Consider the following 15,804-nt stretch of genomic DNA (forward strand, 5'->3'; position numbering starts at 1 on the left):
TTAACTTGTAGTTAACCTAAGCTTCATTGGTTGGTAGTTTCTTTGCACCTGTAATTTAACTATACTAATGAAACGCATTTTATTTACCCTAACTCTATTAATATCGCTTAATTCTTATGCGCAAAATAACAGTTCTATTTCTGGAAAAATTTTAGATAAAGAATATAATAACGAACCTTTGCCTTTTGCTAATGTTTTAATAAAAGGAACAGATAAAGGAACTTCTTCAAATTTTGATGGGCTTTACACAATTGAAAACTTAGAAGCTGGCACTTATACTGTTGAATTTAGTTTTGTAGGTTACGAAACGCAAACGACTGTTGTAACGTTAAAAGGTGGAGAAAAAAAAGAGTTAAATATAACGCTAAAAGCCAGTGCAGCCGCTTTAGACGAGGTTGTTTTACAAACCACCACTAAACGGGAAAGCGAAACGGCATTGTTATTAGACCAGAAAAAGGCTGTAGAAATTAAACAAAGTATTGGCGCAGACGAGTTATCGCGCAAAGGTGTTAGTGATGCTGCTGGTGCTGTAGCAAAAATTTCTGGTGTTTCTAAACAAGAAGGCTCAAGTAATGTTTACGTTCGTGGTTTGGGTGATAGATATTTAAATACAACTTTAAATGGACTCTCAATGCCTTCTAACGATGTTAACAAAAAAAATATAGATTTAAACTTATTTGCTTCAGATTTAATTGAAAATGTATCGATTAGCAAAGCATACTCCTCAAAATTTTATGGCGATTTTGCCGCTGGAAATGTAGATATTACCTCTAAAAATTACAAAGGTAGTGGTTTCTTTGATGTCACTACAAGCACAGGAATTAACTCGAGAGCTGCTGGGCAAAATTTTGTAAGAAGTGAAGGTACTGGTTATTTTGGATACTATGGAAGATATAACCATAATCCATTTGCTATAGTTTTATCTCATGGTGTAGACCCTGTTGCGGTTAATTCTCCCATAAATGTTAGTTATGGAGCATCCGCAGGGAAATCTTTCGATTTTAAAAATGGTGCTCGCTTAAGTGTTTTCGCTACAGGCTCTTTTGAAAATGATTACGAATACAGAAAGGGAAAACAAACAGATTTTACTTCTGTATTTAAAAAAATATTTCCTGAAACCGAAGAGTTTGAGTATTCAACAACTACTACAGCAATGCTTAATGCTAATTTGAGGGTAGATGACAACAACAAATTTCAGTTTAACTCAATGTTTGTTAACAGCTCCTCGGACGAAGTTGGTTTTTATGGAATAGGTGGTAATGGTTTTAACAGAGATTCGCAGTCTACAATAGATTCAGAAAAAGGTTTTTTTCAAAAGAACATTCAATTTAATCAGGATTTAATTTATGTAAATCAACTAATTGGTAATCATGAATTTAATAAATTAGAATTAGACTGGGCAATTGGCTACAACCGTGTTAACGCACATGAGCCAGACAGAAAGCGTTTTAGTATTGAAAACTACCAGCTTTCTTTAGATAATGATCCTAATACTAATCCTGTGTTTTTCAACAATGTAGTATTCGATAATCAACGCTATTTTCAAGATATTAAAGATGAAGAATTAAACAGTAGAGTTAATTTAGCATATAGTTTAAATGAGCAAACTAAATTTAATATAGGCTTTAACGGAAGATCTAAAACACGAAATTTTGAAAATATTCGCTATGGTTACGACATAGTTGATAATACAACACCCATAACAAACCCTAATAATTTAAATAGTATATTTAATATTGGTAACTTAAACTTAAACAATGATGGCCTTTACGATATTAAAGTCATCAATGCAGCGGTTAGCGAATACGGAAATACTAATGCACCTGGTGACCCAGAAAACACCTATTCTGGAGAATTAAATGTATACGCTGGTTATGCCAATGCAGAATTAAAATTTGGCGAAAAATGGCTTGTAGTTCCTGGAGCGAGATTAGAATCTTTTAAACAAAATATAATTTACGACGTTATAAACTTACCAGCTAACGAGCCAGGATTTAGACAGACACAAAATATATTCTTTTTACCAAGCTTGAGTATTAAATATGCTCTAAGCGATGACCAAAATTTACGTTTCTCTACAAGTAAAACAGTTTCCACTCCAGAGTTTAAAGAAATGGCTCCATTTGTTTACGAAGATGTAACACAACGTATTGGTGGAAACCCAGATTTACTTAATGACCCTTCTTTTTCTTCAATTTACAATGTGGATTTTAAATATGAGTGGTTTATAGATAAAGCAGAATTATTTGCAATATCTGCCTTTGCAAAACAAATAAACAACCCAATAAATTTAGTAATTGCTAACGATGCTACTGGTACACAACGTTATTTTAGAACCGGAGACAAAGCCTCTATTATTGGTGTTGAACTTGAAATTAGAAAGGCATTACTTAAAAATGCAGACGAAGATGCACTAATGTCTATGGGTTTTAATGCTACTTATATGCATACCGAACAAGATTTGAAAAGTTCTTCAGGATTATACACATCTACTTTAAATAGAACAGACGAGTTACAAGGTGCATCTCCATTAATTATAAATGCAGATTTAAGTTACACACCAACCTTTGGAGAGAATTACAAACCTACTGCCAATCTGGTATTTTCTTATTTCTCCGATAGGATTTCGGCATTAGGCTCTGGACAATTAGGGAATATTATAGAGAAAGGTATTCCTACTATTGATTTTGTATTAAAAAATGAGATTAATAAAAACTTAGAAATAAATATAACTGCTAAAAACCTACTGGATCCCAGTATTGAACGTGTAAGAGAAAATACTTCGTTTGGAGACATTACACTTTCAGAATACAAGAGAGGCATGGATTTAGGTCTTCAGCTTAAATATAAATTTTAAATACAATAAACTTAAAAAACTAATTACATGAAACGACAATTTTTATTAGGCTTAACAGCTATAACATTGCTTTTTTCGGCATGCTCTACAGACGATACTTCAGATATTATATTAAATGTTAATAATGAAGATGGTGGACAGCTAACTGGCAATACTATTTCTGGAACTTACACGCAAGATTTAACATTAGAGGCTGGAGTAAATTATACACTAAACGGATCTTTAATCATGGCCGCTGGAACTACTTTAACAATTCCAGCCGGAACAACTATTAGCGCTTTAGCACAAGGGTCTGATGTTTACATCGCCATATCTCAAGGCGCTAGTATTAATGCTAATGGTACTGCAACAAACCCAATAGTATTAACCTCTAATGCTTTAAACCCACAAGCTGGAGATTGGGGAGGGTTAATTATATTAGGAAGAGCACCTATTAACTCTGTGTCAGGATCTGCCACTTCGACTTCTGAAATTGCAAGCTTACCTTATGGTGGTACTAATGTTGCTGATAATTCTGGGAGCATACGTTATATGAGAGTTGAATATTCTGGAGGATCTGCTGATGGACAATCAGAAAATAACGGATTTTCATTTTATGGCGTAGGAAATGGTACTACAGTAGAATATATTCAGGCTTTTGAAGGAAAAGACGATGGCGTGGAATTTTTTGGAGGTACAGTTAACGTGGACTATGTTTCCGTTATTAATGCTCAAGACGATTCTATAGACTGGACAGAAGGTTACTCTGGTACAATTACTAATGCGTATGTAAAACATGGTGTAGACCATGATAAAGGTATTGAAGCAGATGGATTTAATACAGATATTGGTAACAACTCTAATCCAATATTTTTCTCGAAGCCTACAGTTACAAACTTAACTATTGAAGGAAATGGTTCTTCAACAGGAAACGAAGCCATACGCTTAAGAGCCGGAACACAAGGCTTGTTTAACAATGTGTCTATTGTTGGTTTTGCTGAAGGTTTTGATCTCGATGGCGATCAAGGAGATTCGCCAACAGGTGCAGGTGTAATTAGCGACAATTTACAAGTTACAGGTGTACTTTTTACAGATGTGACTTTAAAAATGAAAAACGATACCACTTATACTTTCTCTGAAGCAGATTTTATTTCAGGTGATGGTAATGCAACAGGAACAAATTATACTTCTTGGAGTTCTGGTTGGACAGTACAATAAGCAAACCAAATATAAACAAAAAAGCATCTTCAAATTGAAGATGCTTTTTTTTATTTCTTAGCTTTAGTACACTAATTGGTATCTGCAACAGAAGCTTTTACCTCCCATTCGCTAACACTTACAATAGCACTATTGTTATAATCTACTTCTTTAAGAGTGGTGTCTTTCCAGAAAAACCACTTGCCGACTTTTTTACCATTATCATAATTTGCAGAAACTTGTTTCTTGCCTTCCGTATCATAACTTAACCACTCTCCTTGTAATTTACCATCTGTAGTGTAAGTTCCTGTTTGGCTTACAACTCCATTGTCATGATAATAAACAACTTCTATTAAATTAGTGTCTTTGTTAAGTTTTAAATCTCGCTTTTCTTGAGCGAAAGTTACCACGGTAATTAAAAAGGCAATTGAAAATAAAATTGATTTCTTCATAATTATGGGTTTTAACATTATGACTCAAAGATAAAATTTTAATAACATTAAAACAACAATTACGTAACGTTAATTTAACATTACAACACAAGTTTCTGTTATTCAGCGCTTTAATACGCATTATGCTTTAACAAAAAGCTTAATGATTAGTTAATATTGAGTTTACATTAGCTTTAATTACAATTGTCATATTTGTTATGTCTTAAGACAACCAATTAGTATTTCATATAATCTATTAGTTTTTGTCGACTACATTATTATGATTTCTAACGAGACTGCTTTGGCCAAAGCAGTCTTTTTTATATAATAAAACTTAAAATTTAATCATTTAGAAACATTTAGTTAACATTAGAATTGGTTATTTGCAGCGACAAAAACTAATACTAATGAAATTAAAAATTACGCTTACCGCTATATTACTATGTGCTTACATTTCTACAAGCGCACAAGAAATTAGCGATACTAAATTTGGCAAAGGCTTAATCAATTTTACAGCAAAAGACAGTTCGTTCAGCATTAATTTTGCACCTCGTTTTCAAGTACGCTCCGTATCTTCCTGGGACCACGATGGTGATAATTATGGTAGCCCAGAGCATAATTTTATAGTACGTCGTGCACGTTTAAAATTTGGTGGTTTTGCTTACAGTCCAAAATTAAAATATAAAATTGAGTTAGGGTTGTCTAACAGAGATGTTTCTGGCGCCAATGCGTTTAACCGTAACACACCTCGTATAATTCTGGACGCTGTAATCATGTGGAATTTTGCCGAAAACTTCGAACTTTGGGCAGGACAAACAAAGTTACCTGGTAACGTAGAACGTGTAGTTTCTTCTGGAAACCTTCAATTGGTGGATCGTTCGTTATTAAACAGTCGTTTTAATATTGATCGTGATTTAGGGCTTCAACTACGTCACAAAACTAACTTAGGAGGTCATTTTTTAATGCGTGAAAAACTTTCCATTTCACAAGGAGAAGGTAGAAACGTTACAGAAGGAAACATTGGTGGTTTACAATATACAGGACGTTTAGAACTTTTACCATTTGGCGCATTTAAATCTAAAGGCGATTACGTACAAGCCGATTTAAAACGCGAGCCTACTCCAAAATTAATGGTTGGTTTTACTTATAATTACAATCAAGATGCAGTGAGAGAAAGAAGCGGCTTAGGTTCTTACATGTTTCGTAGCGATGAATCTTTATATGAAACCGACCAAACTACTATATTTGCAGATGCCATGTTTAAATATCAAGGTTTTTCATTTATGGGAGAATATGCAAAGCGAACAGCAGAAAATGCAATTGCAGTAGATTTAGATGGAACTCCAACTGGTGATGTTGTTTTAACTGGTGAGGCTTTAAACTTACAAGCAGGTTATTTGTTTAAAACAAACTATGAAATAGCAGGTAGGTTTACTACTTTAGATTTCGATACAGTAACTGGAAGTCTTCCTCGAGAACAATATACTTTAGGAGCATCAAAATACATAGTTGGCCATAAATTAAAAGTACAAAGTGATTTGAGCTACACTACTTTAGATGGTAATGATGATAATATTACCTTTAGAATAGGATTCGATATCCATTTCTAAACATTATAAATGATAACATTGAGATAACATAATACTCAATAACACTTAAGATATTTGCAAACTTATTTTATATAAAAATTATGGATAATATTTACTTATTTATGTTAATTGCCATCACCATTTTAGCGATTGCTGATATTGTGGTTGGTGTTAGTAATGACGCTATTAATTTCTTAAACTCTGCAATAGGATCTAAAGCAATTTCTATGCGAACAATAATGATTGTTGCCAGTTTAGGAATTTTTATTGGTGCTGTATTTTCTAGCGGCATGATGGAGGTTGCACGTAAAGGCATATTTGTACCTGGCCAATTTTATTTTGATGAAATCATGTACATTTTCATGGCTGTGATGATTACAGATATTCTTTTACTAGACTTTTTTAATACATTAGGTTTACCAACCTCAACTACTGTATCTATTGTATTTAATTTATTAGGTGCTGCAGTTGTAATGTCTTTAATTAAAATAAGTGGGTCTGATGCCAATACCATTGCAGATTTAGAAAAATACATAAACACTAAAAAAGCCATAGAGATAATCACAGGAATTTTAATGTCTGTTTTTATAGCTTTTACCGTTGGTGCCATTGTACAATGGTTATCACGTTTAATTTTTTCGTTTCATTACGAAGGGAAAATTAAAAATTTTGGAGCTCTATTTGGTGGTGTTGCCTTAACAGCAATAACCTATTTTATCTTTCTTAAAGGATTAAAAGGAACACCTTATTACAGCGATTGGAAAGGGTATATTGAAGGTAATGAGTTATTAATTATCATTGGCGGGTTTATAATGTGGACGTTGTTTTCATACCTTTTTCAAAAACTGACTAATAAAAGTGTTTTAATTGTTGTAATTGCAGTGGGTACTTTTGGTTTAGCATTAGCTTTTTCTGGAAACGATTTGGTAAATTTCATAGGTGTCCCAATGGCAGCTTATCATGCTTTTTTAGCTTACAATGATGCTTTTTTAGCTACTGGCATTTTACCTTCAGAATTTTCAATGGGTGTGCTTTCTAAAAAAGTGCCTGCAGAACCTTTACTATTATTTATCTCTGGAGGTATTATGGTATTAACCTTATGGTTTTCTAAAAAAGCTAAAACCGTTGCAGAAACCGAAATAAAATTATCAAGTCAAGGCGATACAAGCGAGAAATTTGAGCCTAATGCACTATCAAGAGCTGTTGTTAAAGGGACTTCTTACATTTCTAATGTAATGGATTCTATAATTCCGGCAGCCATTCAAAATAAAATTAATTTAAGTTTTCAAAAACCAAACGAATCTTTAAGTAAAGTTGAAAGAGCAGACGCTCCTGCTTTCGATATGATTAGAGCATCGGTAAACCTTATGGTTGCTGGTGTATTAATCGCTATAGCAACATCAATGAAATTACCGCTATCTACAACTTACGTTACTTTTATGGTAGCTATGGGAACCTCGTTTGCAGATCGCGCATGGGGAAGAGAAAGTGCTGTCTATAGAGTGGCGGGTGTTTTAAATGTTATTGGTGGCTGGTTTGGTACCGCAATTGGTGCCTTTGTCGCTTCTGGAATTGTAGTATTCTTAATTAACTGGAATCCTATGGTTATGACGCCTATATTACTGTTTGTTACCGTAATATTATTATACAGAAATTACACAGCGCATAAAGAAAGTTCTAATAAAACATTAGATGAAGACAGTTTAACAACCTCAGACTCAAGTTCTGTACAAGGTGTTATTTACGAAAGTGCTAAAAACATCTCTAGCGTTGTAAAACGTGGAAATAAAATTTATACTAATGCCATTAGAGGACTAGCAAAGCAAGACACTTCCTTACTTAAAAAGAATAAAAAACAAGTTACCAAGCTTTCTAAAGAAGTAGATAGTTTGCGTGATAACATCTTCTATTTTATTAAAAATTTAGATGAGTCGAGCTTAAGCGCCAGTAATTTTTACATTAATATTCTTGGATACTTACAAGACATGACACAATCTTTAGAATACATTTCTAAAGTGAGCTATAAACATATAAATAACAATCACAAAAATTTAAAATTTAGCCAGATTAAAGAGTTAAAAGAAGTTGATGATGCCTTAGAGCAATTATTTGGAGATATAAAAATAGCTTTCGATTCTCATTCGTTTGAACAAATTGGAGATATTTTAAGTAGTAAAAAAGAGGTGTTCGACTTGGTAACTTCTAAAATTGTTAAGCAGGTAGCTCGTACAAGAACTGAAGAATCAAGCCCGAAAAACACAACATTATACTTTAGTCTGTTATTAGAAACTAAAGATTTATTAAATGCAACAATGAATCTTTTAGAAGAATATCATGATGCGCATGATAGTTCTGTTAAACCTGCAACTATTCCAGACACAGACGTATAGTTTTTAGTTCATATATAAAGAAACCTCGCTTAGTCGAGGTTTTTTTATGCCCAAAAGTTAAAATAATTATAAAATCTACAATCTAAAAGTCTATATAAATTTTAAACCCGTATAATATAATATAATAACCAAAAACTTAAAAATGAAGAAAATTTCAATACTATTCGTTTCGGCGTTACTATTATCAAGTTGTGTATCTAAAAAAAAGTATGTGGCTTTAGAACAGGAAAACGGAGAAATTAAAAGCGAACTCACAAAAACAAGAGTAGAAAAAGAAGATTTAGAAGCAAAGTTTGCTAAAATAGAAGCTCGTGTGGACGAGTACAATTCAAAAATTAATTCTTTAGTTTCAGACAATGAAAACCTGATGGTTGAAAACGAATCTAAAATAGATATATCTCCAGATGGTACTGTAGCCTCTAAGCTAACTAAGCAACAAATGCGTAACACGCTAACCAAAGTAGATCCATATTTATTAAGTCAAGCAAAAACACTTAAAGATTCTATGAATTTAGCCGTGCAATACAGCTTAAATCGTGTAGTTGATACCAGCTCTTTAAATGAAGACGAAGACATTACAGTAAATATTAACGAGACTGTGGTAATGATTTCTATTAGTGATAAAATGCTTTTTAACACTGGAAGTTATAGATTAAGTAACAAGGCTAATGGTATTTTACAAAAATTAGCTAACGTAATTAACTCTGAGCCAAGTATAGATGTAATGGTAGAAGGGCATACAGATGCAAGATCTATTAATACACCAACTTTAGCAGATAACTGGGATTTAAGTGTAATGAGAGCAACCTCTGTAGTTAGAAAGTTACAAAACGATTTTGGTGTGGCTCCAGAAAAACTAATTGCTTCTGGACGTAGCAGTTACCAACCGCTAACAGATAATGACTCAAACGAAGGGCGTTCTAAAAACAGACGTACAAGAATAATACTCCTCCCTAATATTGATAAGTTTTTTGCTTTAATGGCATCAAATAATTAATATTATAGTCTATATATATATTTTCAAAAAGCATCCTTCATGGGATGCTTTTTTACTGTTTAATATTTAAATAAAGTGTGTCGCTTTTACCTTCCACAAAACTGTATATTATTTTTTCTCCGCCTTGTGTTCCAACGGTTTGAATGGAATCTAAAAGACCAAGCGTTGGCGACTCCACATACAAAAATCTACTTAAACTATTTTTTTCTTTTTTTATTTTAAAGTAGCCTTCTGCATCTGTTATACCATAACTGTTGGTATTGCCTCTTTCATACACTTTTAAATTTTCCATTGGATTTGTATTAGCATCCAAAATATGGCCATGATAATAGTTGACTTCTTGGTTGCATTGTGCAAAAAATAATGTTGCGATTAAAAGTAGCAGTGCTTTCATTCTATTTCCAATTTTGATAACCAAATTAAACTGAGTACATCTTCTTGAGATGCAATAAACTTATCGTAAACAGATAAAGGAACAACATCTGTATAATATGGCATAATATCTATTTCTCCTTTTTTGTTATATCTTTTTGCATCTGAGCTTTGTGATTGAGTAACCACACTAACACTTCCTTTATGTCCATAAGAATAGTTTGTGCCACCATAGGCTTTTAATATGGTATGGCCAATCTCATGCGCAGAGGTCATTTTAAACTCTATATCTTCACTATTAGCATTTACATAACCCCATCCATTGGAGTATTTAATATAACCTACATTATAGCATACAGCTTCTCTGGATACCAAGTTTCCAACTGCAGACACAATACCTTCTACAGTTCCAGGATTACCAGAACGCATCCACTTTCTGTTCGTATTAAAAATGAGATCCACATCATCCATGGCACTTTCTCTCGTGTTTATGGCATTTACAAAAATTTGATATTCCTCTCCGTCTATAGTGACGTTTTTTGCTTCGCTGTGACTATTATTTCTTCCCCAATGGTAATTTAATCCCTCTAAAGCTAAGGTTTCTAAATCTTGAAAACTTCTGTTTCTAACCTTGAGAACAGGGTCTAATGGATTTAATTCTGAATCTGGAATTTTCTCCCATGGACAGGTAGTAACTGTTCTACTTGATCTTGGACCACCAACTCTTCTTGTGAAACAATCAATCCCTTTAGCACCACCATCTTTAAAATTAACTCGTAGGTCTATATTAATTTTTTTAGAACCTTTGTCAATTTTAATATCGACCCATTTTTTACCTGCTTTAGAGACTTTAAAATCTACCGTGTTAAAATCTTCATTACCTTCATCATCTTCAACTTTAACATAGAAATTAAGAGCTTTATAAGCTTTAAGAGCACTAGTATCTAATATTTGGTTATTATCAAAACCATCCCAAGACCATTGGTGGCTACCTTGAGTTATGTTTTCTGGATCGCTTTTAATTTCTTCAAAAATAACAGTAGAGCCATCTCTAATTTGCAACGTAATTAATTTTGCATCGTTTTCTGAAACCTCATACTCAAAAGTAATGTTGTCCTTTCCTTCTACTCCATTATAATCGGCTATCCCTAAGGGTACTAATTCTGGCATATTAACTAAGTTTTGCTTTTACCGCTATCTTTGTCTTTTCTAAAGGCTCGCTATTACTCTTTTTTGTTAAGTCGGTCTCTTTCCAGTACCACTCGAAAATTTTAACACCATCTTGTATCATAATGGCTGGTGACAATTTTAAATACACCTTCATTGGTTCGTTGTTTACACCATCAAAAACCTCTTTATATTCAATACAAAACACATCTAAAAGTTCTATTGTTCTCGATTTTGATACTTGATGGGTTTGCGAAATCTTTATTTTAAGATTTTTCATCATTTTATCATGTACCATCCACTCGTTAAATAAGGCATCTTTTGTAGATTCTAATTCTATATTAAAAATGCCACCTGTGGTTTGTGAAGAAGGCATGCCATTATTACTATGCTGTTGATTAAAGTTAAAATTAAACCTTAGCACGTTAAACTCCTTATCTTCGATAAATAATTTGGATACAATACTCATTAATGTATTTTATATTTTTTTAAGTAATCTCCTACTAATTTCGCATATTAGGTTCTAACTTCCAATAGATTATAGCATAAATATTATTCTTTTATCTTATTTGTGCTTTCTAAATGAAAAAAGCATCCCATTTAGAGATGCTTTTTTGGTAATAACACTTATTTAATCCTGCTTTAGCAGGAAGCTTGATTATGGTTTTTAAGAACCACACATTAAACAATCGTCACCTTCGGCTTCTTTTGCCTGAGCAATTAATGCTTTCATTTCCTCTGGAGACATTGGTGTTCCTTCTGGAGTTTCGGCTGTTTGCTTTGCAAATTTTTCGGCTGTTTTAACTGCTTTTTGCTGTTTTTGTGCAACGCCGTCGTTATCACTTTCTACTTCTGTTACTGGTGCTTTAACCGGTTCTGCTTTTGCAGCTCTCGATATAGTTACTTTTTTAGCATCTACAGCACTCTTAGTACGTAAATAATACATACCTGTTTTAAGACCGCTTTTCCATGCATAAAAATGCATAGACGTTAATTTTGCCATTGTTGCACCTTCCATAAACAGATTAAGCGATTGCGATTGGTCTATAAAATAACCACGCTGACGCGACATGTCTATAATATCTTTCATAGAAAGCTCCCAAACTGTTTTGTAAAGGTCTTTAATATCCTGAGGTATGTTCTCTACATCTTGTATCGATCCATTGGCTCTCATGATTTCATTTTTTAAATCTTCGTCCCAAAGCCCTAAATCTACCAAATCTTCCAATAAATGTTTGTTTACAACAATAAACTCTCCAGATAATACACGACGTGTATAAATATTAGAGGTGTATGGCTCGAAACACTCATTGTTTCCTAATATTTGAGATGTTGAAGCTGTAGGCATTGGTGCTACTAATAACGAATTACGCACGCCGTTTTTAAGCACTTGTTTACGTAATTTATCCCAATCCCAACGACCACTTAAAGTATCTTCCTGAATGTTCCATAAGTTATGCTGGAATTCTCCTTTACTTATTGGAGAGCCTTCATATGTTTGGTATGGTCCATCTATTTTTGCTTCCTCCATACTTGCAGTTACTGCAGCGTAGTATAGTGTTTCAAAAATATCTTGGTTTAATTGCTTTGCTTCGTCACTTGTAAAAGGCAATCGTAATTTAATAAACGTATCTGCTAAACCTTGCACTCCTAAACCAACTGGTCTGTGACGAAAGTTTGAGTTCTCTGCTTCTTTTACTGGGTAGTAGTTTCTGTCTATTACTTTATTTAAATTCTTTGTTACACGCTTGGTGATTCTAAATAACTCTTTATGGTCAAATTCACCATTTCTAACAAACATTGGTAATGCAATAGATGCTAAGTTACATACAGCTACCTCATCTTCTGAAGTATACTCCATAATCTCTGTACATAAATTTGAAGAACGAATGGTTCCCAAATTTTTCTGATTAGATTTACGGTTTGCTGCATCTTTATACAACATATAAGGCGTTCCGGTTTCAATTTGAGATTCTAATACTTTCTCCCAAAGCTCACGTGCTTTTATTGTTTTGCGTCCTTTACCTTCTGTTTCGTATTTAGTGTAAAGCGCTTCAAATTCTTCGGAATGCACATCGCATAAGCCAGGACATTCGTTAGGGCACATTAATGTCCATTCGCCATCTTCCTGCACACGTTTCATAAACAAATCTGGCATCCACATGGCATAAAACAAATCACGTGCACGTAATTCTTCGGCTCCATGATTCTTTTTTAAATCTAAGAAGCTCATAATATCTGCATGCCAAGGCTCAATGTACATAGCAAAACTTCCTTTACGCTTTCCGCCGCCCTGATCTACATATCGTGCTGTATCGTTAAACACCTTTAACATTGGTACAATACCGTTGCTTGTTCCATTTGTTCCTGCAATGTAACTTCCGGTTGCACGAATATTATGTATAGATAATCCTATTCCTCCTGCAGATTGTGAGATTTTTGCTGTTTGTTTTAAAGTATCGTAAATACCATCAATACTATCATCTTTCATTGTTAAAAGAAAGCACGAAGACATTTGTGGTTTTGGTGTTCCAGAGTTAAATAATGTTGGTGTTGCGTGTGTAAAGTACTTTTTAGACATAAGCTCGTATGTCTCGATTGCAGCTTCTAAATCATTAAGGTGAATACCAATAGACACACGCATTAGCATGTGTTGAGGACGCTCGGCAATTTGTCCGTTTAATTTTAAAAGATACGACCGCTCTAAGGTTTTAAAACCAAAATAATCGTAACCAAAATCGCGATTATAAATAATGGCAGAATCTAATTGTTCTTTATTTTCTTGAATAACATTATAAACCTCATCGCTTAATAACGGCGCTTTTTTACCTGTACGCGGGTTTACGTATAGGTATAAATCTGTCATGACTTCGCTAAAGGTCTTCTTTGTATTTTTGTGTAAGTTAGAGACCGAAATACGTGCTGCTAAACGTGCGTAATCTGGGTGAGCTGTCGTCATGGTTGCTGCTTGCTCTGCTGCCAAATTATCTAATTCGCTGGTTGTAACACCATCGTACAACCCATCTATTACTCGCATCGCCACTTTAATAGGGTCTACAAGTTCATTTAGTCCGTAACATAATTTACGTACTCTTGCCGTAATTTTATCGAACATTATCGGCTCTTTTCTACCGTCTCTTTTTAATACAAACATACTTTACACATTTTTTGTTTTTCCTGAATTCACCCCGTTCAGAAAAAGGATTAGTTGATTACTTTAAACCAGTAACACACTGATTAATAGCTGATTAATTTTTTACTTTTTTATGTTGAAATAATAATGGGCAGTCCTTATTTAGTCTATAGCGCTAATACGCTACTGAAAAGGCTTAAAACCAATTAAAATTTTTGTTTTTATATACCTGTTTGGGACTTAAAAATCGTCTGATCCAAAATCGTATTTATTCTCCTCTTCTTCTTTGTTTAAAACACCTGCTTTTTGGTATTCAGAAACGCGCTTTTCGAAGAAGTTAGTTTTTCCTTGTAACGAAATCATATCCATAAAATCGAATGGATTTGCAGTACCGTATTCTTTTTCACAGCCTAAATCCTGTAATAGACCGTCTGTTACAAACTCAAGATATTGTGACATTAATTTAGAATTCATTCCTATTAAACTCGCCGGAAGAGACTCTGTAATAAATTCTCTTTCAATATCTAAGGCATCTACAAGAATTTCTCTAATTCGTTCTTTAGGCACTTTATTAACTAAGTGGTGCTCGTGCAGGTGAACCGCAAAATCACAATGCATGCCTTCGTCTCTTGAAATAAGCTCGTTAGAGAATGTTAAGCCTGGCATTAAACCACGTTTTTTTAACCAAAAAATTGAGCAAAACGATCCAGAGAAAAAGATACCTTCTACAGCTGCGAAAGCAATTAAACGCTCTGCAAAACTTGGAGACTCTATCCATTTAAGTGCCCATTCTGCTTTCTTTTTAATAGCTGGAAATGTTTCGATAGCATTGAATAAATTTGCTTTTTCTTTTTCGTCTTTTACGTAAGTATCTATTAGTAAAGAATAGGTTTCACTATGTATATTTTCCATCATAATCTGGAAACCGTAGAAAAATTTAGCTTCTGTATATTGTACTTCGTTTACAAAGTTTTCTGCCAAGTTTTCGTTTACAATACCATCACTTGCAGCAAAAAATGCCAATACATGCTTAATAAAATAGCGCTCATCGTCGTTTAATTTCGAAGTCCAATCGGTAAGATCTTGATGTAAATCTATTTCTTCGGCAGTCCACATACTTGCTTCAGACTTCTTATACCATTCCCATAAATCATGATGTTGTATAGGGAAAATTACAAATCTATCTTTGTTTTCTTGTAAAATTGGTTCGACAGCTTGCGACATATTATTGTAGTTTTTAGTGTAAAAATTAAACGAAAATTTGGTTTTTCTTGGGACTAACAAAGATTGAAATAAATCTATGATTTTAAAAGGTGGTTTAGTGTAAATCTTTCCAAAGTTCTTAACATTAATTGTTGAAATGTACACTTACAAGCGACGTTTATTGGCGTTGTAGCTTTCTTAATTTTTTATATTTTTTTTGAAGAATAAAACCGAATGATTTTATAGAAAAAAGTTTGTATATAAAAAAAATGAACAACTTTAAGCTGCTCATTTTTAATTGGTTGATTAATAGCGCAATCATTAAATAGTGACTCCCTTAAAATCACTTAACCGTTTTAACTTAACTAAAACTAATCTTCCATAAAGATAAATTTTAAAACTTGTTTTAAATGGCAAAATGTATAACTGGTTTGTTTTTGTGTATAGTTGGTATACCTCATAAAGGTTAAACAAAAAGAGGTCTTCAAA

Annotated in this window: 11 protein-coding genes; 5 read left to right on the forward strand and 6 right to left on the reverse strand. The window is 33.3% G+C overall.

What is annotated here, in order from left to right:
* The first annotated feature begins 67 nt into the window (after positions 1–67).
* Together ACVC43_RS08025 and ACVC43_RS08030 are read left to right on the forward strand one after the other, a co-directional pair.
* Positions 68–2,857, forward strand: coding sequence for a TonB-dependent receptor domain-containing protein (locus tag ACVC43_RS08025; protein ID WP_452223985.1), 2,790 nt, complete (start codon positions 68–70; stop codon positions 2,855–2,857).
* Positions 2,858–2,884: 27 nt separating this feature from the next.
* Positions 2,885–4,054, forward strand: coding sequence for a multidrug transporter (locus ACVC43_RS08030; protein ID WP_452223986.1), 1,170 nt, complete (start codon positions 2,885–2,887; stop codon positions 4,052–4,054).
* A 71-nt stretch (positions 4,055–4,125) separates the two neighbouring features.
* Here the strand turns inward: ACVC43_RS08030 and ACVC43_RS08035 are convergent, their stop codons facing one another.
* On the reverse strand, positions 4,126–4,485 hold the full coding sequence (locus tag ACVC43_RS08035; RefSeq protein WP_452223987.1) for a toxin-antitoxin system YwqK family antitoxin: 360 nt from the start codon (positions 4,483–4,485) through the stop codon (positions 4,126–4,128).
* 386 nt (positions 4,486–4,871) lie between these two features.
* Between ACVC43_RS08035 and ACVC43_RS08040 the strand changes: the two genes are divergently transcribed.
* The 3 genes from ACVC43_RS08040 to ACVC43_RS08050 all read left to right on the forward strand — a co-directional run bounded on the left by ACVC43_RS08040 (position 4,872) and on the right by ACVC43_RS08050 (position 9,440).
* Positions 4,872–6,074 carry a porin gene (locus tag ACVC43_RS08040; protein WP_452223988.1) on the forward strand — a complete coding sequence of 401 codons (1,203 nt, stop codon included), beginning with the start codon at positions 4,872–4,874 and terminating at the stop codon, positions 6,072–6,074.
* Between the two features lie 80 nt (positions 6,075–6,154).
* Positions 6,155–8,443, forward strand: coding sequence for an anion permease (locus ACVC43_RS08045; protein ID WP_452223989.1), 2,289 nt, complete (start codon positions 6,155–6,157; stop codon positions 8,441–8,443).
* Positions 8,444–8,585: 142 nt separating this feature from the next.
* Positions 8,586–9,440, forward strand: a complete 855-nt coding sequence (locus ACVC43_RS08050; protein WP_452223990.1) for an OmpA family protein — start codon at positions 8,586–8,588, stop codon at positions 9,438–9,440.
* A gap of 52 nt (positions 9,441–9,492) precedes the next feature.
* On the opposite strand, the gene ACVC43_RS08055 is transcribed toward ACVC43_RS08050, so the two are convergent.
* The 5 genes from ACVC43_RS08055 to ACVC43_RS08075 all read right to left on the reverse strand — a co-directional run bounded on the left by ACVC43_RS08055 (position 9,493) and on the right by ACVC43_RS08075 (position 15,336).
* Positions 9,493–9,834, reverse strand: a complete 342-nt coding sequence (locus ACVC43_RS08055) for a hypothetical protein (RefSeq protein WP_452223991.1) — start codon at positions 9,832–9,834, stop codon at positions 9,493–9,495.
* Positions 9,831–10,982, reverse strand: coding sequence for a hypothetical protein (locus ACVC43_RS08060; protein ID WP_452223992.1), 1,152 nt, complete (start codon positions 10,980–10,982; stop codon positions 9,831–9,833). The genes ACVC43_RS08055 and ACVC43_RS08060 overlap by 4 nt, the downstream gene beginning before the upstream one ends.
* A gap of 1 nt (position 10,983) precedes the next feature.
* Positions 10,984–11,448, reverse strand: a complete 465-nt coding sequence (gene tssD, locus ACVC43_RS08065) for a type VI secretion system tube protein TssD (RefSeq protein ID WP_452223993.1) — start codon at positions 11,446–11,448, stop codon at positions 10,984–10,986.
* 198 nt (positions 11,449–11,646) lie between these two features.
* Positions 11,647–14,133: a ribonucleoside-diphosphate reductase subunit alpha gene (locus tag ACVC43_RS08070; protein WP_452223994.1), complete on the reverse strand. Its 2,487-nt coding sequence runs from the start codon at positions 14,131–14,133 to the stop codon at positions 11,647–11,649.
* 219 nt (positions 14,134–14,352) lie between these two features.
* Positions 14,353–15,336 carry a ribonucleotide-diphosphate reductase subunit beta gene (locus ACVC43_RS08075; RefSeq protein ID WP_452223995.1) on the reverse strand — a complete coding sequence of 328 codons (984 nt, stop codon included), beginning with the start codon at positions 15,334–15,336 and terminating at the stop codon, positions 14,353–14,355.
* Positions 15,337–15,804: the final 468 nt, after the last annotated feature.

Source organism: Lacinutrix chionoecetis, from assembly GCF_053604665.1.